Below are 19,545 nucleotides of genomic sequence, written 5' to 3'. Positions count from 1 at the left end.
GCTCATTCCTTCCGGATCACTTTGATGAACTTCTCTTCCTCGGCGGCCGTCGCGGCATCCATGACACCGGCTTCCCCCATTCCCATGAGTTGGGCAGATTCCATGTTCCAGATATTGGCCATGGCGATCGAGAGCTCGGCCGTAACCCTTGTGTTGAGGTCGATGGCTTCCTTCAGCCCCTCGGTGTCCGGGATCTCCTGAACGAGATCGTGGACCCGTTCCAGGCTTTCGGACGCCTTGACGGAGGAGGTTTCTGCCGCAGCCGACAGGAAGGCGGCGGTGTTGGCCTGCGTACCAATCCGCGCTGCGCCCGGATCCTCGCTTTTCGAAAGCGTGTCGACGGTGGCCGCGTCGAGACCGACCGAGGCGAAGAAGTCGGACACATATTGTCCGGCCGGCTTGTCGCCGACTTTGCCCGAGGTGGTCATCAGGGAGTACTTCCCGTCCTTCGCAGCGATAAGACCGCCCGTCAGGTCAGCCACGTCCGGCATGATGTCGTCAAAGAAGGTGTCGGGGTCAGGAATGCCCAAGGCTTCCAGCGTCAGCCCGTTCCGAAGGGCGTCGAGCTGCGCCTTCAGGGTGGCGATCTGTTCGATCTGCTTCAGGATCTGCTCGTCGAGCTTCAGGTTCGAGGCGATCATCTCGCGCACCTGCAGCTTGGCCTCGGTCAGCACCTCGCCGATCTTGGCGATGCTGGTGAGGTCGATGGTGGGCACGCCTTGGGCCGCCACTGGGAGCGGCAGCGCCAGGGATGCGGTGAGGAGAAGGGCGCTGACGCCCCGGATGCGCTTTGGGATCATTCGGAACCAGCCTTTACCTTGATGAATGTTGCGTCGCGGGCGTAAGCCTCGATCCAGAGCGCGTAGCGCGCCTGATCGACCTTGATCCTTGCGGCCTTAACTCGGTCGACCATCAGCGCGATCCGCACGGCCTCGGCCCGGGCATAAGTGTTGAGATCCAGCGCTTCCTTGGCCGACTTTGTGGTCGGGATCTTCTCGATGATTGCGCGGAGCCGTTTCAGCGAGGCTTCGATCTCGAGGCTCGCTTCCATGCCATAGTGCAGCCCGGCATCCGAGACATTCGAAGCCGTGGCGATCGCCATGTCGCGCGGATCGAAGGTGCCGACCTGATCAATGCCGCTGATCTTTGATGCATAGGCGTTGAAGAACCCGGTGATGCGGACAACGTAGTCCTGGGTTTCCTTGAAGGGCGGGATGCCACCGTATTTCGTGACATTGCCGGGGCCGGCGTTGTAGGCCGCCAAGGCCAGCGGCACCGAGCCGAACTTGTTGAGCTGGGTCAGGAAATACCGGGCACCCCCATCAAGCTGCAGCATCGGGTCGTCGTAATAGGCCGGATAAATGCCGAGGCCTCGGGCGGTATCGGGCATGATCTGCGTCAGACCGAAAGCGCCGACGGGTGACCGCGCACCGATGGAAAACCCGGATTCCTGTTTCACGAGGCTCTGGAACCAGATGCGGAATTCGACGGGGTTGAGACCGGCCCGCGCGAGGCCCGGATGGCCCGCGTACTTCTTCGCGGTAGTGACGATCATCTCCTCGATGCCGGTCTTGCCATCTCCGAACAGCCGCGCTGCATAGGGGCTGTCGTCCTCGACATCATAGAGGACTTCCGCCTCGGCTCCGGGGATCACTTCCAGATCACCGATCCATGGTGTGTTGCCCGTCATCATCGCCAGCGTGGCGTCGAGCGCATCGAGCTGTTCCTGATGCAACTCCGCGATCCGCGCCTTCTTGTCGGCCTCGAGCTCCCGCGCACCGCTCAGATAGGACATCTGCGCGATCTCGAGGCTGTGCTGTATGATCGACTTCCCGTCGGCAATCGGCACGCCTTGCGCAAAAGCCGCCAGCGGCAGCGCCGCCGCCATCAGGGCAAGCGCCCTAACGGATCGGGAAGATTTAGCGGCAGGGAATGACATCGACGGGCGAGGTGTTGCCACGCGAGACAAGGCCCGCATCCGGGCTTGCACCCTTGGTGGAAGTCGTCACAGTAGAACCAGCGGTGGCCCAGCAATTGGTCTTGGTGATCGGCACTTCAGCGCAGCCCGCGAGGCCAGAACATCCGAGTCCGATAAGCAAAGTTATGTAATACAATGATTTCATTTAGTAATTATTCCTTCCAGAATTTGGGCCGCGTGGCATAGTCTGCGCCGAAGGCATTGAGCCCGGCCTGACCGCCGCCGAGGGCCGTCAGCAGAGGCCCGAGCGCCTTTAGATCGACGTTCAGAACGGTCGAACCGCGCGGCGAGCGGGACAGGACCAGACGCTGGCCGGGGATCGGGTTCAGCACGAAGTCGAGCTCGCCATCGGTCAGCCGGAAGCTGTCATAGTCGGCCGAGGCCGCTTCGCCGTTCGGGAAGAGAAGCTGGTTTGGCAGCGCTTCGAGGATCGACCGGGCTTTGGAACCCCGGATCTGGCTCGGGAATTGGGTCATCATGACGACGACGACGTTCTTCTTCCGGGCCGTCACCAGCCATTCGGCGAGCTTCTTCGCAAAATACTCGTCGTCGAGGACCTTCCAGGCCTCGTCGATCAGGATCAGCGTCGGGCGCTTTTCTTCGATCAGCATCTCGATGCGGCGGAAGAGATAGCCGAGGATCGCGGTGCGTTCGGTGCCGAGATCGAGGATCTCGGTGAGATCGACGGCAGTTACGTCATGGCTGGCGAAATCCACCACCGGTTCTTTGGCCTCGCCGAAGACCCAGCCATAGCGGCCATCCGGTCCCCATTCGCGCAGGCGCTGCGCGAGATCGAGGCCGTCGCCCACATCGCCGAAGAGTTCCTGGAAGGACTGAAAGTTCCTTAGACCCTCGCGCGCCTTCCCGTTCTGGGCGATGGCGGATTTTAGAGCCTCGGATTGCAGGGGCGTCATGGGTCCGGATCGGCTTTCCAGAAGTGCCACCAGCCAGTCGAGGAGCCAGGCTTCCCCGCGCTCTCCGGCCTCGGTCGCGAGTGGGTTCAAGCCCGTTGGACGTCCCGCGCGAACTTCGGCATAGCGACCGCCCAAGGCGTGCACGGCCATTTTGAGACCAGCTTCTTTGTCGAAGATGATCGTCCGGCCCCCTGCCCTTTGCGCTTGGGCGGCAAGGAAGGCGACGGTCGTGGTCTTGCCTCCGCCGGATTTTCCGAGGACGAGGGTGTGGCCATTGGTCGGCTCCGCTGCCGGATCGCCCGGCTCATGGAAGCTGAACCGGTGCAATGAGCCCTGCAGCGTCTGAAAAGCCGTGATCGGCGTCGCCCAGGGGAGACGCGCCTTCTCCGTCCCGGTATCGGCGGCGTGGAGGGACGCCATGTCTGCGAAGTTGATTGACGACACTGTCATGTCGCGCGCCCGGTAGTCCATGTTGCCGGGATGCATGGCGAAGAACGCCGCTTCGAGCGCTGTCACCTCGCGCACGAGCCGCATACCATTCTGATGCGCGATACCGCGGATGCGGGCGACCTCTGAGTCGAGCTCTGCCTCATTTGAGGCAAAGACCGTGATCGTCATCTGATGCACGCCAAAGCCAAGCGCGCCGCTTTCGGCCTTGTCCGCTGCCTCGAAAAGCTGGGCCTCGACAGTGGCGGCGATGTCTTCCGCCGACCGCATTTGGGCCACGCGGCGCTTCACCCGTTCGGCGATGCTGCCGCGCTCGATGGGGGTGTAGCTGTGGGTGATGATCGTGTCCTGCGCGGCGCCAAGCGCATCGAGCATGCCCGGCCAGGTCGCGGTGGCGTAGGATTTGACATAGAGGATGGCGGCAAGCTTTGTGGTGGGTGTCCCCTCTTCGATCTCGACCACACTTTTGCCAAACTGCACGGAGGCACCGGCGGCGTCTTCCGCGAGGAGGCAGTACGGGCTGCGCGGGTGGTCCCGCAACTCGCCGGTCAGGAGCGAAGCGTAGAAGCCAACCAGGCTACCATCGCTGATTTTCATCCGGCGGGTCTTGATGCCAAGACCGGTCTCGAGGATGGAGGCCACCTCGCGCAGTTCCTCCAGACGGCGGGCGGTGTCTTCGCCCCAGACCCGGGCCGCAGCCCTGCCAAAGAACGGAACGGCCAGCGGGGCCACTTGTCGCCGAACCACTGTCAGGATCAACACCGAGTCCTGCAGGTTGCGGCGGGTGAGCTCCCGGCTCCAAGCCTTGTCGATGTCGGCCGCAAAGCTGAGCCCATGGATGGGCACGATGCCGGTGTCCGCTGGTCGCATCATCCGGTGCAGATAGAAGGTGAACCGCTCGTCGAGCGTGTCGAGGAGATGCGCGAAGCCTGCCCGAAGGGCTGAGACCGAAGCCGCACCGGAGGTGACGCCGTCGATGCCCGTCACTTCAAGTGACAGCATGAGCGCATTGTCCCGGGTGCGGACGACCTCGTCATCAAGCTCGATGACGTATGGCAGATGGGCATAGATCTTCGGGCTGGCCGGGATCAGCCGCCCTGCCCTGCCCTTTGTTATCGTACTCTCAAGAAACATGGCGCCGCCTCCGGTTCAAAATGGCGAGCGGCGTGGTTTCGATCATGACCGCAAGTACATGGTGGCCGTTCGGGTTGATTTTTGCGGCCGTGCGGGCAATGCCGTACCAGACCGGTGCCGTCAGGAACCACCAGACCGGTTTGAACAAGATGAAGGGCACCACGGTCATCGCTCCCACTGCCATGGCATAGGGCATCGGCAGGCCGAGAAACTTGGCTTGCCGCGAGAGCCCGAGGATGACCGCGCTTTTCTCCATCTCGCGCCCCCTTTAGCTGAAAGAGGTGCGCAGATTGGCAACAATGGTAGGACCTGCGAATACCAGGAAGGCCCCAACCACAACCAACGCCACCCAGGCCCAGCTGATGCGGTTGAACGCTGCAAGGAAACCGGTCACCACAAAGGCGATACCAAAGAATGCAGTCGCAAGGACGCCCCGGAAGGACGCGAGGAGGCCTGTCGCGACCTTCTCAGCTTTCGTGAACACGACCTGTGCGAGAGCAGGTTCAGCCTGAGCCACCAACAGGGTGCAAAAGGTCAGGCCCAGAAGAGCCAGTGTGGAAGTGCGCATGGTTTGGTTTGTCCTTTTGATCAGAGATCGGCGAGGAGGCGGTCGTAAACCGCCATCACCTTTACGATGTGGGATTGGGTCTCGTCATAGGGCGGGATGCCGTCGTATTTGCGCACGGCTTCCGGCCCGGCGTTATATGCGGCAAGCGCAAGCTCAAGGCTGCCGAACTCGGCCATCTGCTCGAGGAGGTAGCGCGCGCCACCGTCGAGGTTTTCGATCGGATCGGCCGGGTCGACGCGGAGGTAGTTGGCCGTCCCGGGCATCAGCTGAGCGAGGCCCAGGGCCCCGGCATGGCTGCTGGCCCCTTGGGTGTAATTGCTCTCGACCTTAATCATCGCCTGGAAGAACGCGGCCCATTCAGCTGGTGAGAGATCCAGCGCCAAGAGAGCCGGATCATCCTGATAGCGGGCTGCAATCAGCCGGATCGCGGGTAGCACCTCAGCCGGTGCCGCAACGCCTTTGGAGCTGAAAGAGACGTCGACTGTCTCCCCCTCCCCTTCCCGGGCCTCTTCTTCCGGTTCTTGCCGCATCGGAGCAATCAGTTTGCCCTGTCCGTCATAGCGCAGGACGGATGTATCGAGTGCGGCAAGCTCGATCGCTGTCCCCTGCCCGCCCCTGTCATTCCACCGGATCACCTCGGCCTGCGAGGCTCCGCATGCCGCGCCGGACATCGCCAGCGACAGCAGGCACGTCGAGATGATCGAGGGCAAGTTTGCCGAAGGCGAGGCCGAACATCCCGATCGGCGAGTTGACGATCCGTTCCCGTGCAAGGGCCGTGACCAGCATGAAGCGTTCGCCTGAGGCGTTGACGACATAGAACAGCCACTCGCCGGAAAAGCGCCCCTCGGGGTCCGGAGCTGACACACACTCGATCTCAACCGTTGCTCCTTCCGTTGCCGCCATCTTGCGGAAATCGCGTTCCAGCAAGACGGGCAAAGCACGTCTTCTTGTCGTCATGGGTTCCCCTCGGGTTCGATCTGTCGGGGATCGTTGTAACGGAAAGTTTTCCGTGCGGCGATGCCTAACAGAAAGTCTGGCGCATACAACGTAAAAATGACAAACACTATAAAATAAGTCTTCGATGGCGTTCGACAAGGGTCGCTCCTGGTCGGCCAGACGCGAGATTGATGACTGGGGAAGGACCGAAGGTGTCGACGAATTCAGAAGATCAACAGACCTCGCGCGACCTACGGAACAAGGGAAATAGCGCCCCGCCTCCGGTGCCGATCAGCGCGATGCATTTACGTCAGATGGGCGTGCTGCGTGTCGCATACGCCGTAGCAACGAGCACCTTGCTCGGTGTGGCCCCCACCTCGGCACAACCTGAGGTGATTCGTTGCCTGCCCCCTGAAGCACCGAGTACCGAGCTGCCAGTCGACGTCCTGACCGAGTACCGCGCAGAAATTGCCGCAGAGTTCGAGACGTATTTCTCGTCGATCACGGAACACATCGCCTGCCTCGATGAAGAGCGCGCCCGCGTCATGGATGAGGCCCGGGCGGCGACCAAGGCCTACACCCGCCTCATCAACACCATCCCTGTGAGAAAGGATCTCCCGTGAAACGTCACCTCCATGCCCTGCTCCTTGGTCTTGGGCTTTCGACTGCCGTCGTCTCACCGGCCGCTGCCTATCCGGTCGACTGCGCGATCCTCCTCTGTCTCGCAGGGGGCTGGCCGGCCTCCGCCGAATGCGCCCACGCGCGGGCGGTCTTCATCCGGCGCATCACACCCTGGCCGATCGAACCGCCGCTGCAGATCTGGAACTGTCCAATGCGGGCGAGTTTCCATGGTGAGGCGCAACCGATCGAGCGCCTGTTCGACATCGCCGTTCGCGGTGAACCTCTCGTCTCGATCCCAGAAACGCCGTGGGCGCTTCAGCTCGTCCAGGACCGGGCAGATGTCGACATCTCCGATCCCGCGTTTGACTTCGTCCGCTCGATCCGCGTGTTCGAGATCACCTACCAGCAGCGACGCAATCAGCATGGCGACTGCAACAGCTGGGGCGTCGTGTACATGGGCACCTATGGCGATCAGGGCGACTACAGCCGTCGCCGGAGCAGTGTTTCTGCTGTTCCAGCTGCATCAGATCTCGCTGTTCCTGCGGATTGCCGCGACTATCGGCACCGGTCAGTCTTCGTCGAGTGGCGCGACTATGAAGGCAGCTACGGACACGAAGAGGTTCATTACTGAGCCCTGAACGACCCCCCTCTGACATAACGATCGGAAGACGTAGCACCGAGAAACAGAAACGACGCCAGACCATAGGCCCGACGCCGCACTGAATTCCCTCGTGGTAGTGGGAATCTAGCGCGAGCTTTGGGTCCGTTCAACCGGCAAATGCCTTTGCCGAAACGAAATTTTGCACGCCTCACGGTCTGGTGTCGCCCCAAGACGGAACGACACATCATGGAACTCACGACCGGTGCCATCCTGCGCCGTATCACCGAAACGCCGCTCTCCACGGCGGCGCACAAGCTCGCGACGATCATCCTCGACGGGATCGCCTGGAAGGATGGCTACAACGGCCTGGAGCGCGGAACAGCCGCGTTCACGCTGGCGCATCTCGCCGAGAAGATGGGAGTGTCGCGTCAGCACCTCACGGCACTGTTGGTCGAGCTTGCGGCTTCAGGATTGGCGCTGGTCCGGTGGAAGCCAAACGGTAAGTTCGCGCCGTGGCTCTTCAGGTTTGGGGGGCACGAGGCTGCCGATGCGCCGCCAGATGTCGTGTCAGCCTCAGGCGACACATCACTATCTAGCGACTCTAAGAACAAAACTATCTTTGCAGGCAGGATCGACATTGATGCAGGGAGCAACGTTTATCGCACACCTTGGGCGGATCTGATCAAGGCTGCGAAAGCGTCGCTCGCCTGCTGGAACGTCGATGCGCAGGTCATTTGGGAGCGCTTCGTTGCCTTCAACAGAGCGCGCGGGAATGCAGCTGTGCCCGCGGGGTTTCTTCTGGGCTTCATGCGGCGGTGGCGCGCCTTGCCAGAAACGAAAGTGAAAGGCGCTGTGCACGTAGAGCCGAAGCGCGCGGCAACCCTGAAGGAACAGGAACTGCAGCGGCTGATTTCGGCTGCTCCGAGCAAGAATTGGCAGTTTCACGCATCTGATCTCTGCAGGCTTATTGGCAAAGCGGCCTACGATGCCCGGGTTATTAGAGTCGCTGAACAATTCGGATGCGCAAGGTTCGCGGCCATCCTTGCGGTCCATGGCTACGCGGTCATCGCGTCTGAGATATCGCGATGAGAAGAGAAACTCCGAATTCTAATTCATCGTGGCCACGGTAAGCAGTCGTTGACCAGCTTTTTGGTTTGAGCGATTGCTTGTTACGTGACGTCTCGCGCCGGTCAGGAGGGAAAAAAGAACGACTGGTGCGTTAGTCAGACATGATTCGACCACTACTGCTCTGCACGCCAGGAACCGAAAGGAAATGATGTAGATCTCATCATTCACCGCACCCGACCTTCTTGCAAGATTCGAAAGTACCAAGGTTAACAGACTGGAGAAGATGGCAGGACTTGCCAAACCGGGAACCAGTCAAAGTTTTGTTGCGACTTGGCGCGTATATGTCCAATAGATGAAGCACACCGCGATCTCGCGCCGACGCCGCTCCGGCATCAACCGCACGCGCGCTTTTGGCGGCCGTCAATTCGGCTCAGGCTCGGGGTGGCGGTGATCAGCAGAGCATAGGGAATGGTCGCCCAGCACTTCGATCACCCGGCAATCGGCGATTTTCCCGCCTGCGCATTGCACGACCATGCGTTCCAGTTCACTTTTCAACGCCGTCAGCCTCGCAAGACGGCTTTCGACCTCAGCCAGTTGCGCCTTGGCGATGGCATCGGCGCCGGCACAGGATTGGTCGGGCTTGTCCGACAGGCTGAGGAGGTCGCGGATTGCCTCGAGGCTGAAGCCCAGGTCTCGGGCGTGGCGGATGAAGGCCAGCCGTTCCAGCGCTTTGCGGCTGTAAAGCCGCTGGTTACCTGAGCTACGCTCCGCTTTGGGCAAAAGGCCGATCTGCTCGTAGTAGCGAATCGTCGGAACCTTCACCCCGGCGGCTTCGCCCAATTTTCCGATGGTCAGCATCAGATTCCTCTTGAAGCTATAGTTGCTAGAGACATTAAGTTACTGATTCGATGAAATCAACTGCCCGCCCTGCGGCAGGAGGAATGACGATGCCAGAAGCTGCACGCGAAACGTCCTGCGACTGGACAGTGACAGGCATGGACTGCGGGTCCTGCGCAACTAAAATCAAAGATGCTGTCGCGCGTCTGCCGGGAGTAAGCGGCGTTGAGGTCGGGATCATGTCGGAGCGCCTGCGACTGACGCTCGATGAAACACAGACCGGGAAAGACAGGATCGAGAAGACTGTCCGCGCACTTGGCTACGAGATTGCGCCACGCACGGCATCGGCGAAGAAAGAGTTCGTTTTGCCCGGACAAGCTGCAGTCGAAAAGACTGACGCGGATGCGGATGTCAATCACGCCAAACACGATCATGCCAGTCACAATCATGCCGGTCACGATCACGGCCTAAAGGCAGCCGGCACCAAGCAGGACGAGTCCAGCCACGGTAGCGCCGGCCATATCCATGACGACCCTGCTGACCGGAGCAAGCGGTGGTTTCAAACGGCCAAGGGTAGGCTGGTGATCTTCACTGCCTTTTTGCTGGGTGCCGCCTGGATCATCGAATATCTTGCGCCCGAGATCGGCAAATGGGCCTTCGTCGCGGCCTGTCTGATCGGCGTGGCCCCGGTGGCGCAGCGTGCCTTTGCGGCATTGCGGATGGGGCAACCATTTACCATCGAAAGCCTGATGACCATCGCTGCCATCGGCGCGCTGTTCATCAATGCGGCCGAAGAGGCGGCGTTGGTCGTTTTCCTCTTCGCCGTGGGCGAAGTTTTGGAAGGCGTCGCGGCAGGCAAAGCGCGCGACGGGATCCGGGCGCTGGCAAATCTTGTCCCGAAGACCGCGCAACTCGTCACCGGCGACACCACGCGCGAGGTGCCTGCCGCAAGCCTGAACGTGGGCCAGACCGTGCTGGTCCGCCCCGGCGACCGGATTCCGGCGGATGGCGAGATCGTGGACGGCACGTCGGGCGTCGATGAAAGCCCGGTCACTGGCGAAAGCGTGCCCAAGACGCGCGGGCCGGGGGATGCGGTCTTCGCAGGCGCAATCAACACCGAGGCAGCGCTGCGGGTAAAAGTCACTAAGGGCGCGGAAGACAACACCATCGCCCGCATCATCCGTCTGGTCGAAGAGGCCGAGGAGGCCCGCGCGCCGACCGAGCGCTTCATCGACCGCTTCAGCCGCTGGTATATGCCCGCCATCGTTGCCGTGGCGGCGCTGGTGGCGCTGGTGCCGCCGCTGGCGTTCGACCAGCCTTGGGACACCTGGGTTTACCGCGGTCTTGCCCTACTGCTGATCGGTTGCCCTTGCGCGCTGGTCATTTCGGTCCCCGCTTCCATTGCCTCGGCTATGTCCACGGGCGCGCGGCGCGGCCTCTTGATGAAAGGCGGTGCCGTGATCGAGGCGGCGGCGAAGGTTGATGTCGTGACCTTCGACAAGACCGGGACGTTGACACATGGTCGTCCACAGGTGACGGACGTCGTGCCGTTCGGGGCCACCACCAAAGCCGAGCTTCTGGCCGTTGCGGCCGGGGTCGAGACGGGGTCGAGCCACCCGCTGGCCATCGCCATCCTGAACAAGGCAAAGGACGCAGGCGTGGCCGCGCTGTCGTCGCAGGATGCAAAGGCGTTGATGGGGAAAGGCGTGGTCGCGACGGTGGGTGGTGCGCCTGCATGGGTCACCTCTCCGCGTTACGCGATGGAACATGGTGGGCTTGAAGCCCTTGGTTTGCGACAGGCCACAATCTTCGAAGAGGATGGCAAGACCGCTGTTGCGGTGTTCCGGGAGAAGACCCCACTTGGGTTGATCGCCATGCGAGACGAGCCACGGGCGGACGCCAAGGATGCTGTGCGCCAGCTGACGGCCATGGGGGTGACCTCTGTGATCCTGACCGGGGATAACCCCCGCACAGCCTCCGCGATTGCCGGAAGCCTCGGCCTGCGGTTCGAGGCCGACATGCTACCCGAAGACAAGCTCGCCTATATCCGCGAGATTGGCTCCAAGGGTGGCGTCATGATGATTGGCGACGGTATCAACGATGCGCCGGCGCTGAAGCAGGCGTCGGTCGGCGTGGCGATGGGCTCGGGCACCGATGTGGCGCTGGAAACCGCCGATGCGGCAATCCTGCGCGACCGGGTGACAGACATCCCCGCCACGATCCGCCTGTCGCGTGTAGCGATGGCCAACATCCGCCAGAACGTGACCATCGCATTGGGGCTGAAAGCCGTGTTTCTGGTGACCTCGGTTTTCGGTCTGACCGGCCTGTGGATTGCGATCCTGGCCGATACCGGGGCGACAGTGCTTGTGACCCTGAACGCCCTGCGCCTGCTTCGGTTCAACCCTGAGCGTGAGAGCTGACATCATGATCTCAGGTTTTGGCTGGGCCGCGTTGGCCCTTCTGTTCGGCTATCTGGCTCTGTTCTTCTGGGGTAGTGCGCTGGCGGCGCAAGCGGCGGGTCGGCCTGTCTGGCTGTTTTCGCGCGCCACGGGACGCGACCGTCTGGCTGCGATGGGCTTCCGTCTCGCCTTCGTACTTGCCTTTTTCGGGCCACTCCTCTGGCTCGCCATGCCTGCCCTGCACAAGGTCGATCCCCTCTGGACCGAGGGGGGTGCCGTGGTCCTCGGCCTGATCGGAGTATTTGTCGCCGGACTTGGCGCGATGGTCGCCTTTGCAGCACAGATGTCGATGGGATCGTCGTGGCGCGTCGGCGTGGCAGGCGGCGAGACCGGCGATCTGGTCTCGAACGGGCTCTACCGCTTTAGCCGCAACCCAACCTTTGTCGGTCAGTTTGCCCTGCTGGCAGGTGTTGCGATGGCGGTTCCGGCAGTCCCGACAGTCCTCGCGCCAATCCTGTTTCTCTGGTCGGCCAGCACGCAAGTCCGGTCGGAAGAGGCCGCCCTGCATGACGCAATCGGGTCTGACTATGACCGTTACGCCGCATCGGTCCCGCGCTGGATCGGCATAAACCGAAAGGCTGCACGATGACCCGAGCGGTGCTGATCTGCCTGATCGCTGCCACAGTGGTGGCAGACCAATTGACCAAGGCAGCGGCCCTGTCTGCGCTGTCGCAGGGGATTGCGGTCCCGGTTTTTCCGGGCTTCAACCTCACCCTTGGCTTCAACGAGGGTGCGAGTTTTGGTATGATGGGTGGCGTCATGGCGGGCAAGCCGCTCCTGATGGCGGCGCTGACGGGCGCGCTGACGCTTGCCTTCGCCGTCATGGCTTTTCGGGCGCAGCACCCGCTGGAACGAATAGGTTATGGCCTGGTTGTGGGTGGGGCGCTTGGCAACATCATCGACCGCCTGCGACAGGGTGCCGTGACCGATTTTCTTGATTTCTATTGGCGCGACTGGCATTGGCCCACGTTCAACGTCGCCGATATTGCGATCACTCTGGGCGCGGTCTTGATCCTTGCCGCCTCTCTTCCCCTTCGACGCCGCAAGGAGCCTGTTCTTGACCAAAGCTGACCCGCAGAGTCTGTCGCGCGACGATCTCTCACTGATCGCCGCCTTCCTGATTGCATTGGCGGCGACGCTTGGCGCGCTCTTTATCGGCGAAGTGTTGGGACAGATGCCCTGTACGCTCTGCTGGTATCAGCGCATCGCCATGTTCCCGCTCGTGCCAATCCTTGGTCTGTCGCTCTGGCGTGCAGACGGCATAGCGCGCACATACGCCTTGCCGTTGGCCTTGGCCGGGCTGGCGCTAGCGGCCTGGCATTCGGGCCTATACGCCGGCCTCTTGCCCGCGCCTATCGTGCCTTGCACTGAGAATGGCCCATCCTGCACCGGCGAGGCGCAGATGATCCTCGGCCTGCCCATCCCCTATCTTTCAGCGGTCGCCTTCGCGGCGATCCTTGTTTGTCTCCTCTTGCCGAAAGGGCACCGCCCATGAATCGCCGCAACCTCCTGATCGGAGCATCCGCAGTCGGGCTTGCCGCCTTTGCAGCTGGCACCATCATCCTGAACCGTCGCCGTGAAGCCGAGGCCGAGGCACTGGCAGCCGCCACGCCCACCGCAGATCAGGCGCTTTTGGTCCGAGAGTATTCCCCCAGCTTCGGTCCCGCCGATGCGCCCGTCACATTGGTCGAGTTCTTCGATCCCTCTTGCGAGGCCTGCCGCGCTTACCACCCGGTGGTGCAGGAAATCCGACGGCAGTTTCCGACGCAGGTCCGCGTTGTGCTGCGCTACACCGTCTTCCACGAAGGCTCGGACGAGGCCGTGCGCATCCTCGAGGCCGCGCGGATGCAGGACAAGTTCGAGCCGGTGCTGGACGCACTTCTCGAGCAGCAGCCCGGTTGGGCCGTTCACGGCTCGCCAGAGATGGATGTCGCTTGGGAAATCGCTGGTGCGGCAGGTCTCGATCTCGAGAAGGCAGAAACCGACCAGTTCTTCCCGGGGATCACCGGAATTCTGAACCAGGACGCGGCCGATGTCGAAGCCCTGGGCATCCGCCAGACACCGACGTTTTTCTTGAACGGAAAGCGGCTGGAAAACTTCAGCGCCGACAGCCTGATCGCCGATGTGCGGTTCGCGGTCCAGAATAGCTGACGGCGTTCAGGACCGGCTAGCGAAGGCCGAAAACAGGGCCAGCGTCCGCTCGCTGACGTGATGCTCGATGCCCTCGGCATCGCGCTCCGCCGTTACGGGGTCGAGACCTAGACTGATGAGAAAGCGCAGCACGATCTCGTGCCGCCGCCGGCATTCCTTTGCCAGCGAACGCCCGTCATCTGTCAGAAAGACCGACCGATACTTCGCGCGCGTGATCAGCCCCTCCCGCGCCAGGCGGTCGAGCGTCTTGCTCACCGTCGGCACTTTCACGCCAAGCCGCGCGGCGATGTCCACGGGCCGCGCCTCACCTTGGTCGTGGATCAACTCCGCAATCAGTTCGACGTAATCCTCGGCCAGCTCATTGCGCCGGGCTTCGCGCACGCCCTGAAACGCTCCGGCGCGCAGGTCCGCAGGCCGGTCATCCGATGTGGCGTGGGGTGCAGGATCAAACTCTGTCATCGCGTCAGTGTCGCATGGGATGGATTGACAAGTAAAGGCATAGGGCAGATTGTTAGCCATGTCTAACTTTGTGCGCCAAGACTTTGGCGCGACCATATGACTGCAGAAAGCAAAATCCATGTCCGCGAACGCTTGGCGTCGAGAGAGCGAGACACCCTCCCTTTCGGAAGTCTTCCGCACTATCGCGGTCGGCAATGGCGGCACCAGCAGGTTCAGGCGCTTCCTTGCTTTCATCGGCCCCGGATACCTAGTGGCCGTGGGCTACATGGACCCCGGCAACTGGGCGACCTCGCTCGCGGGTGGTGCGGCCTTTGGCTACACGCTGTTGTTCGTCGCGCTGCTGTCGAACATCATGGCGATCCTCCTGCAATCTCTCTGCGCGCGCCTGGCGGTCGCGTCGGGCCGCGATTTGGCACAAGCCTGCCGCGACGCCTTTCCGAAGTGGATGTCCATTCCCCTCTGGATCTTTGCCGAACTGGCCATCATCGCCACCGACCTGGCTGAGGTGATCGGCACCGCCATCGGCCTAAATCTGCTCTTCGGCATTCCGCTGGAGATTGGCATCTTCATCACCGCTGCTGACGTGTTCCTGATCCTGTGGCTCCAGAACAAGGGCTTCCGCTGGATCGAGGCTCTGATCATCTCGCTTATGGCGCTAATCGCCGCCTGTTTCGTCGTGCTCATCGCGCAGGCTGATCCGGTGTGGGGTGAGGTCATCGCCGGGTTTGCCCCCAGCCGCGAGATCTTGGGCAACCCGACCATGCTCTATTTGGCGCTCGGGATCATCGGTGCGACCGTGATGCCCCACAATCTTTACTTACATTCCGGCATCGTGCAGACCCGCGCCTTCGGCCTTGACTTGCCCGCCAAGCGCGAGGCGCTGCGACTGGCGACCTGGGACAGCACCATCGCGCTGATGTTCGCTCTGACAATCAATGCCTCTATCCTGATCCTCGCGGCCGCCACCTTCTACACTGCGGGCGAAAACGACGTGGCCGAGATCGACAAGGCGCATTTGCTCCTAGAGCCCTTGCTGGGATCATCGCTGGCGCCGATCCTGTTCGGCGTGGCGCTGTTGTGTGCGGGCCTCAATTCCACAGTGACCGCTACCATGGCAGGCCAGATCGTGATGGAAGGGTTCATCAATTTGCGCATCGCCCCCTGGGCGCGGCGGCTCATCACCCGCTGCCTTGCGATCGTGCCCGCGATCTTCGTGATCCTGCTTTATGGCACCGAAGGCGTGGGGCAGCTTCTGATCCTCAGTCAGGTCGTGCTGTCATTCCAGCTGCCTTTTGCCATCGTGCCTTTGGTCATGTTCACCGCCAGCCGCGCCAAGATGGGCGAACTGGTGGCTCCATGGTGGTTGACTGCCGTGTGCTGGTTGATCGCGACGGTGATCATCGTGCTAAACGTGAATCTGCTGTCGACTGTTGTGTTGGGCTAACGCCTGCTTGTTCCTTCTGGATTCCAAGGGTGAAACCCGTCACGGAAACCCGCTTGGGTCAAAGAGTGTGGCGGTACAAGAAATCAGATCAGCAGCACCTGAGTGCCAACTTGTGCGATGTCGTAGAGTTCTATGACATGCTCATTGTATAGACCGATGCATCCATTCGATGATCTGCGTCCGATCTTTCGGGTGTCGTGAGTACCGTGGATCAAGTAGGCTGGCCATGACAGATACAATCCCCGAACACCCAGTGGGTTGTCAGGTGCACCGCCCTCCACCATCTTCGGCCAATCTGGGTTTCGCTCGAGCATGGAAGCCGTCGGGCGCCACGGCGGGTTCACGGCCTTGCGGACAACCTCGGTTCGCCCGAGCCGGGTCAGTTCCTCGGACAGAGGGACGGACGATGGATAGAGAAGGTAGATCGATTGATCTTCTGACCAAAAGTGCAGTGCACGTGACTTGGTGTCCGCAAGGATCGCGCCACCGCGGGTGTTCTCAAAGTAATCCTGCCACTGAGGCATCCGGAAGCTGGACACGTTGTTCCGCACGCTGCTGGAGACGGGAGCTTGAAACTCCGTGCTGCCTTCCTGCGCCCAGGCTGGCAGGGATGCAAAACTGGCCACCCCGATTGCGCCCCTCAGCAAAGCCCGCCGCTTCATCAAATCGCTGGTCATGGAACACTCCTCCAAGCGCTTTTCGAGTGTGAGTATCGTTCGCTCGTGGACGAGGCAAATCAAACAGCCGTTAGCACGCGGCACTCGGGGCGATGAGCGCGACCATCCTTTCTCCCCGCAACCGCACACTAGTTTATCTGGCGGCTTGCAAGCGACGAAGATGTCCCACCAACTCTTGGTCGTTTTGTTCTAAGCGGAAGATCCTTCCACAGTTTCAAGCCCACGTCGAAAATCGACCGCTGCGCCACCAATCTGACAATGCCGTGATCTTCGAACATATGCGTTGCACCTCAAGCTACTAGAGCAGCTATCCATCCCTCCCATTTTAGGGGTTGTGGCAAGAATGTACGTTTCAAGCGCACACCAGTTCTCGAGCCGGAAGCCTGTCCAAAGCTGGGCCAGTTTGGGGGCCGCCATCGTGGCAGGTGTCCTTTTCGTCTTGGCTCTGCAGCCATACTCGATCTTGCCACTTGCGCTGATCGCCTTTGCTCTGCTGGCAGTGTTGGTGCGTCGCGCATCCGGTTTCATCGCGTTCAGGCTGGGATACTTCTTCGGCCTCGGTCAATTCGTGCCCGGGCTTTTCTGGATCACCGAAAGTTTTCAGGTTGAGGCGGACCGGTTCGGTTGGCTGGCTCTGCCGGCGGTTCTTGGTCTTTCGGCGCTTCTGTCGGTCTTTCCTGCCCTGGCCTGCGCTCTGGCGGCACGGATGGAACGCGCCGGGTTGCCGTTGGCACTCTCGATGGCGACAAGCTGGACCGCCACGGAGTGGCTGCGAGGCCATGTTCTCACCGGGTTTCCCTGGAACCTGGCTGCCTACACACTCTCTGACTGGCCGGTCGCTGCGCAGGCTTCCTCTGTCTTCGGAAGCTACGGCCTGGGATTTCTTCTGGTGCTCTGCGCCGCGCTGGCCGGACTGGCTTTTGTCTCGGCCGCCGACGGGAAACGCATCAGCCGCCTCGCCACTGCGGGCGCGATCGCCTTGTCGGTGACCGCATTTGGTGCAATGCGCTTGCTGTTCGCCGATGTGCCGTCAGAGCGCGGCGCGCAAATCCGTGTCGTCCAGCCGAACATCGCACAGAGTGCCAAATGGGATGATGCCACCCGAAACTCAAACATCCTGAAACTCATCGCGCTTTCGGCCCAGCCCGGCGACTTCGACATTCTGCTCTGGCCGGAAACCGCTTGGCCAGGGTTCCTGGCAGAGGATGCCGGTGCCCGGGCAATGTTGGGCTGGCTCTTGCCCGAGACCGGCGTCTTGCTGACAGGCAGCCCGGAACGGGAGGAAACCGGGGCCGGGACAGTCTACCGGAATGCCGTGCTTGCTATCTCTCGTGACGGCACCATCCTGACCCGCTATGCCAAACATCATCTCGTCCCGTTCGGTGAATACGTTCCGTGGCGGAGCCTTTTGCCCCTTCAGCGTCTGGTTCAATCGCTCGGAGACTTCACGCCGGGGCCAGGGCCCCGGACACTGGCGTTCGGCCCACACCCCTATGCAGGGATCGCAATCTGCTATGAGATCATTTTTCCCGGACACGTGGTCGATGATGCGATCAGACCGGACTGGATCTTCAACGCGACAAACGACGCTTGGTTCGGTGCCTCGATCGGGCCATGGCAGCATTTGGCATCGGCCCGGATGCGGGCCATTGAAGAGGGCCTGCCTCTCGTCCGGGCCGCCAACACGGGAATTTCGGCAGTGGTTGATTCCTACGGGGCAACATTGGCCATGCTCGAAATCGACACGTCAGGCGTGATCGACATCCGCTTGCCCCGCCCATTGCCCGCAACCATCTACGCCCGCTTCGGAGACTGGGCGCTTCTCTTTCTCATGCTCACTTCGTGGGCGATCAGTGGCTATTGGGCCCGGCAGCAACAGGCAAACCTGAAAGGTGCATCGAAATGATCGGGCCGCTCTTCGCAATCATCGGGTTCCTTTGGGGTTACCTCGTTGCACGGCGGCGGGGCGGAAAGACCGTCGACCGCCTGCAGTACGGCGCAGGCTTCGCCATCGCCTTCGGGCTGCTCGGCACTCTCCTTGGAATCGCTCTCGCAAGGTATCTTGGGGCAGCCTGATCGGCGAAACATCGCCGATCCTGAAATCCTCACTTTTTCGTCGGTTGAACCTCTAGTTGCTCGAGGTTCTAGACGACAGGCTGATCTCGCCTTCCGGACTGTTCATGCGTCTTCGTTCTCTTCAGATTATCCTTTGGATCGCCGCCACTGCGGCGGTCATCACGTTTTTGGCGGTGCGGTGGTGGCCTGCAACGGACGACACCGCAACAGCTGATTCAGCCTTTATGCCTACCTTCGCGCTTGCAGACAGCGAAGGCCGTATGCGCACGACTGCCGAATTTCGCGGAAAGTTCCTGTTGGTGTTCTTCGGCTTTACAAGCTGCCCGGATGTCTGTCCGACGACGCTCTCCGAAGTCGCTCAGGTCATGGATGATCTTGGATCTGCCGCGGGATCGGTGCAGCCGATTTTCATTTCAATCGATCCAGAACGGGACAGGCGTTTAGGGCTGGATGACTACACAAAGGCCTTTCATCCAGCGATCCTTGCTTTGGCAGGAAGCGAAGAGGATACAAAGTCTGCGGCCGCAAGCTTCAAGATCTTCTACGAGCAGGAGGCCGACACTTCGTCGCCGGACGGATACACGATGGCGCACAGCCCTAGCCTTTATCTCATCGGCCCAGACGGGGAGTGGCTGCGTCAATTCACCTACGGTACATCTGCTGCCGAAATCGTTTCCGACCTTCTAACAAGGCTCTGACCCATGAAACACTTCCTTCTCGCCACAACACTGATCTTCTCCGCACCTGCAGCAATGGCCTGTGAGACCGTGACAATCGGCGATCTTACCGTTGAACACGCTTGGTCCAAGGCGACAATCGGCGCGGGACGGCCCGGAGTGTTCTATGTCGAGATCAAGAACTCCGGGACGACCGACGATGCGCTCGTTGGCATCACGACGCCAGCAGCCGGAATGCCGATGTTGCACGAGACTGTCGTACAGGATGGCATCGCATCGATGCCGCATGCGATGTCAGTCCCGGTCCCTGCCGGTCAGAGTGTCCAGCTCGCGCCGGGTGGCTACCACGGCATGCTGATGGAGCTGACGACGGCCCTCAAGGAGGGCGACAGCTTTCCGGTTACCCTTTCCTTCGAAAAGTCTGGCGAGGTTACCGTGAATGTCGACGTCCTCTCGTTGCGCGCGGAGGGTCCGGATTGCGCCGACGCAGGGCAATAA

23 protein-coding genes are annotated in these 19,545 nt (G+C 61.4%); 13 read left to right on the top strand and 10 right to left on the bottom strand.

The window, feature by feature from the left end; genetic code table 11:
- Nucleotides 1-2 precede the first annotated feature (2 nt).
- The 7 genes from FOA17_RS19515 to FOA17_RS19485 form a co-directional block, all read right to left on the bottom strand.
- Nucleotides 3-800: a type IV secretion system protein gene (locus FOA17_RS19515; protein ID WP_149143164.1), complete on the bottom strand. Its 798-nt coding sequence runs from the start codon at nt 798-800 to the stop codon at nt 3-5.
- Nucleotides 797-1,888 (bottom strand): lytic transglycosylase domain-containing protein, encoded by a 1,092-nt coding sequence (locus FOA17_RS20365; protein WP_275260250.1) that lies wholly within the window; start codon nt 1,886-1,888, stop codon nt 797-799. The genes FOA17_RS19515 and FOA17_RS20365 overlap by 4 nt, the downstream gene beginning before the upstream one ends.
- 242 nt (nt 1,889-2,130) lie before the next feature.
- Nucleotides 2,131-4,473, bottom strand: coding sequence for a VirB4 family type IV secretion/conjugal transfer ATPase (locus FOA17_RS19505; RefSeq protein ID WP_149143162.1), 2,343 nt, complete (start codon nt 4,471-4,473; stop codon nt 2,131-2,133).
- Nucleotides 4,463-4,729 (bottom strand): VirB3 family type IV secretion system protein, encoded by a 267-nt coding sequence (locus FOA17_RS19500; protein ID WP_149143161.1) that lies wholly within the window; start codon nt 4,727-4,729, stop codon nt 4,463-4,465. Before FOA17_RS19500 ends, FOA17_RS19505 begins: the two co-directional genes overlap by 11 nt.
- Nucleotides 4,730-4,741: 12 nt before the next feature.
- Nucleotides 4,742-5,041, bottom strand: coding sequence for a TrbC/VirB2 family protein (locus FOA17_RS19495; RefSeq protein WP_149143160.1), 300 nt, complete (start codon nt 5,039-5,041; stop codon nt 4,742-4,744).
- A gap of 20 nt (nt 5,042-5,061) precedes the next feature.
- Complete coding sequence (locus tag FOA17_RS19490; protein ID WP_238991906.1) at nt 5,062-5,751, bottom strand: lytic transglycosylase domain-containing protein; 690 nt, start codon at nt 5,749-5,751, stop codon at nt 5,062-5,064.
- A complete protein-coding gene (locus FOA17_RS19485; RefSeq protein WP_141135736.1) occupies nt 5,660-5,998 on the bottom strand; it encodes a hypothetical protein in 339 nt (112 codons plus the stop codon). Before FOA17_RS19485 ends, FOA17_RS19490 begins: the two co-directional genes overlap by 92 nt.
- Before the next feature lie 191 nt (nt 5,999-6,189).
- Between FOA17_RS19485 and FOA17_RS19480 the strand changes: the two genes are divergently transcribed.
- From FOA17_RS19480 to FOA17_RS19470, 3 genes are all read left to right on the top strand, one after another.
- On the top strand, nt 6,190-6,600 hold the full coding sequence (locus FOA17_RS19480; RefSeq protein ID WP_149143159.1) for a hypothetical protein: 411 nt from the start codon (nt 6,190-6,192) through the stop codon (nt 6,598-6,600).
- Complete coding sequence (locus tag FOA17_RS19475; protein WP_229825825.1) at nt 6,597-7,229, top strand: hypothetical protein; 633 nt, start codon at nt 6,597-6,599, stop codon at nt 7,227-7,229. The genes FOA17_RS19480 and FOA17_RS19475 overlap by 4 nt, the downstream gene beginning before the upstream one ends.
- A gap of 216 nt (nt 7,230-7,445) precedes the next feature.
- Nucleotides 7,446-8,288 carry a hypothetical protein gene (locus tag FOA17_RS19470; RefSeq protein WP_149143158.1) on the top strand — a complete coding sequence of 281 codons (843 nt, stop codon included), beginning with the start codon at nt 7,446-7,448 and terminating at the stop codon, nt 8,286-8,288.
- 399 nt (nt 8,289-8,687) lie between these two features.
- On the opposite strand, the gene FOA17_RS19465 is transcribed toward FOA17_RS19470, so the two are convergent.
- Nucleotides 8,688-9,125, bottom strand: coding sequence for a MerR family transcriptional regulator (locus FOA17_RS19465; protein ID WP_149143157.1), 438 nt, complete (start codon nt 9,123-9,125; stop codon nt 8,688-8,690).
- 83 nt (nt 9,126-9,208) lie between these two features.
- Between FOA17_RS19465 and FOA17_RS19460 the strand changes: the two genes are divergently transcribed.
- The 5 genes from FOA17_RS19460 to FOA17_RS19440 are packed head-to-tail and all read left to right on the top strand — an operon-like array spanning nt 9,209 to nt 13,714.
- Entirely contained in the window at nt 9,209-11,524 is a 2,316-nt protein-coding gene (locus FOA17_RS19460; RefSeq protein WP_413081135.1) for a heavy metal translocating P-type ATPase, read from the top strand.
- A 4-nt stretch (nt 11,525-11,528) separates the two neighbouring features.
- Nucleotides 11,529-12,152 carry a methyltransferase family protein gene (locus FOA17_RS19455; RefSeq protein WP_089258441.1) on the top strand — a complete coding sequence of 208 codons (624 nt, stop codon included), beginning with the start codon at nt 11,529-11,531 and terminating at the stop codon, nt 12,150-12,152.
- Nucleotides 12,149-12,634, top strand: a complete 486-nt coding sequence (lspA, locus tag FOA17_RS19450; RefSeq protein ID WP_089258443.1) for a signal peptidase II — start codon at nt 12,149-12,151, stop codon at nt 12,632-12,634. Before FOA17_RS19455 ends, lspA begins: the two co-directional genes overlap by 4 nt.
- Nucleotides 12,621-13,058 carry a disulfide bond formation protein B gene (locus tag FOA17_RS19445; protein ID WP_089258445.1) on the top strand — a complete coding sequence of 146 codons (438 nt, stop codon included), beginning with the start codon at nt 12,621-12,623 and terminating at the stop codon, nt 13,056-13,058. Before lspA ends, FOA17_RS19445 begins: the two co-directional genes overlap by 14 nt.
- Complete coding sequence (locus FOA17_RS19440; protein WP_089258447.1) at nt 13,055-13,714, top strand: DsbA family protein; 660 nt, start codon at nt 13,055-13,057, stop codon at nt 13,712-13,714. Before FOA17_RS19445 ends, FOA17_RS19440 begins: the two co-directional genes overlap by 4 nt.
- 6 nt (nt 13,715-13,720) lie before the next feature.
- Here FOA17_RS19440 and mntR read toward each other — a convergent pair whose 3' ends face one another.
- Nucleotides 13,721-14,173: a manganese-binding transcriptional regulator MntR gene (gene mntR, locus FOA17_RS19435; RefSeq protein WP_089258449.1), complete on the bottom strand. Its 453-nt coding sequence runs from the start codon at nt 14,171-14,173 to the stop codon at nt 13,721-13,723.
- 118 nt (nt 14,174-14,291) lie between these two features.
- Between mntR and FOA17_RS19430 the strand changes: the two genes are divergently transcribed.
- Nucleotides 14,292-15,617, top strand: coding sequence for an Nramp family divalent metal transporter (locus FOA17_RS19430; protein ID WP_089258451.1), 1,326 nt, complete (start codon nt 14,292-14,294; stop codon nt 15,615-15,617).
- Nucleotides 15,618-15,700: 83 nt separating this feature from the next.
- Here the strand turns inward: FOA17_RS19430 and FOA17_RS19425 are convergent, their stop codons facing one another.
- Complete coding sequence (locus FOA17_RS19425; RefSeq protein ID WP_089258453.1) at nt 15,701-16,294, bottom strand: L,D-transpeptidase; 594 nt, start codon at nt 16,292-16,294, stop codon at nt 15,701-15,703.
- A gap of 343 nt (nt 16,295-16,637) precedes the next feature.
- Here FOA17_RS19425 and lnt point away from each other — a divergent pair, with 343 nt between their 5' ends.
- The 4 genes from lnt (at nt 16,638) to FOA17_RS19410 (ending at nt 19,545) form a co-directional block, all read left to right on the top strand.
- Nucleotides 16,638-18,200: an apolipoprotein N-acyltransferase gene (lnt, locus tag FOA17_RS19420; RefSeq protein ID WP_089258455.1), complete on the top strand. Its 1,563-nt coding sequence runs from the start codon at nt 16,638-16,640 to the stop codon at nt 18,198-18,200.
- A complete protein-coding gene (locus FOA17_RS19980; RefSeq protein WP_100196071.1) occupies nt 18,197-18,370 on the top strand; it encodes a hypothetical protein in 174 nt (57 codons plus the stop codon). The genes lnt and FOA17_RS19980 overlap by 4 nt, the downstream gene beginning before the upstream one ends.
- A gap of 104 nt (nt 18,371-18,474) precedes the next feature.
- Entirely contained in the window at nt 18,475-19,068 is a 594-nt protein-coding gene (locus FOA17_RS19415) for an SCO family protein (protein WP_089258457.1), read from the top strand.
- 3 nt (nt 19,069-19,071) lie between these two features.
- On the top strand, nt 19,072-19,545 hold the full coding sequence (locus tag FOA17_RS19410) for a copper chaperone PCu(A)C (protein WP_089258459.1): 474 nt from the start codon (nt 19,072-19,074) through the stop codon (nt 19,543-19,545).

Origin of the sequence: Gemmobacter caeruleus (assembly GCF_008271655.1) — a bacterium.
GTDB classification, from domain to species: Bacteria; Pseudomonadota; Alphaproteobacteria; order Rhodobacterales; family Rhodobacteraceae; genus Gemmobacter; species Gemmobacter caeruleus.
This window is presented reverse-complemented; position numbering and strand designations above follow the sequence as displayed.

Excerpts from the sequence above, each read along its gene's own strand:
- FOA17_RS19440 (WP_089258447.1), top strand. The coding sequence starts at position 13,055 with ATGAATCGCCGCAACCTCCTGATCGGAGCATCCGCAGTCGGGCTTGCC.
- FOA17_RS19430 (WP_089258451.1), top strand. The coding sequence starts at position 14,292 with ATGTCCGCGAACGCTTGGCGTCGAGAGAGCGAGACACCCTCCCTTTCG.
- FOA17_RS19410 (WP_089258459.1), top strand. The coding sequence starts at position 19,072 with ATGAAACACTTCCTTCTCGCCACAACACTGATCTTCTCCGCACCTGCA.
- FOA17_RS19425 (WP_089258453.1), bottom strand. The coding sequence starts at position 16,294 with ATGACCAGCGATTTGATGAAGCGGCGGGCTTTGCTGAGGGGCGCAATC.
- FOA17_RS19980 (WP_100196071.1), top strand. The coding sequence starts at position 18,197 with ATGATCGGGCCGCTCTTCGCAATCATCGGGTTCCTTTGGGGTTACCTC.
- FOA17_RS19415 (WP_089258457.1), top strand. The coding sequence starts at position 18,475 with ATGCGTCTTCGTTCTCTTCAGATTATCCTTTGGATCGCCGCCACTGCG.
- mntR (WP_089258449.1), bottom strand. The coding sequence starts at position 14,173 with ATGACAGAGTTTGATCCTGCACCCCACGCCACATCGGATGACCGGCCT.
- lspA (WP_089258443.1), top strand. The coding sequence starts at position 12,149 with ATGACCCGAGCGGTGCTGATCTGCCTGATCGCTGCCACAGTGGTGGCA.
- FOA17_RS19460 (WP_413081135.1), top strand. The coding sequence starts at position 9,209 with ATGACGATGCCAGAAGCTGCACGCGAAACGTCCTGCGACTGGACAGTG.
- FOA17_RS19485 (WP_141135736.1), bottom strand. The coding sequence starts at position 5,998 with ATGACGACAAGAAGACGTGCTTTGCCCGTCTTGCTGGAACGCGATTTC.
- FOA17_RS19470 (WP_149143158.1), top strand. The coding sequence starts at position 7,446 with ATGGAACTCACGACCGGTGCCATCCTGCGCCGTATCACCGAAACGCCG.
- FOA17_RS19500 (WP_149143161.1), bottom strand. The coding sequence starts at position 4,729 with ATGGAGAAAAGCGCGGTCATCCTCGGGCTCTCGCGGCAAGCCAAGTTT.
- FOA17_RS19455 (WP_089258441.1), top strand. The coding sequence starts at position 11,529 with ATGATCTCAGGTTTTGGCTGGGCCGCGTTGGCCCTTCTGTTCGGCTAT.
- FOA17_RS19505 (WP_149143162.1), bottom strand. The coding sequence starts at position 4,473 with ATGTTTCTTGAGAGTACGATAACAAAGGGCAGGGCAGGGCGGCTGATC.
- FOA17_RS20365 (WP_275260250.1), bottom strand. The coding sequence starts at position 1,888 with ATGGCGGCGGCGCTGCCGCTGGCGGCTTTTGCGCAAGGCGTGCCGATT.
- FOA17_RS19515 (WP_149143164.1), bottom strand. The coding sequence starts at position 800 with ATGATCCCAAAGCGCATCCGGGGCGTCAGCGCCCTTCTCCTCACCGCA.
- FOA17_RS19465 (WP_149143157.1), bottom strand. The coding sequence starts at position 9,125 with ATGCTGACCATCGGAAAATTGGGCGAAGCCGCCGGGGTGAAGGTTCCG.
- lnt (WP_089258455.1), top strand. The coding sequence starts at position 16,638 with ATGTACGTTTCAAGCGCACACCAGTTCTCGAGCCGGAAGCCTGTCCAA.
- FOA17_RS19495 (WP_149143160.1), bottom strand. The coding sequence starts at position 5,041 with ATGCGCACTTCCACACTGGCTCTTCTGGGCCTGACCTTTTGCACCCTG.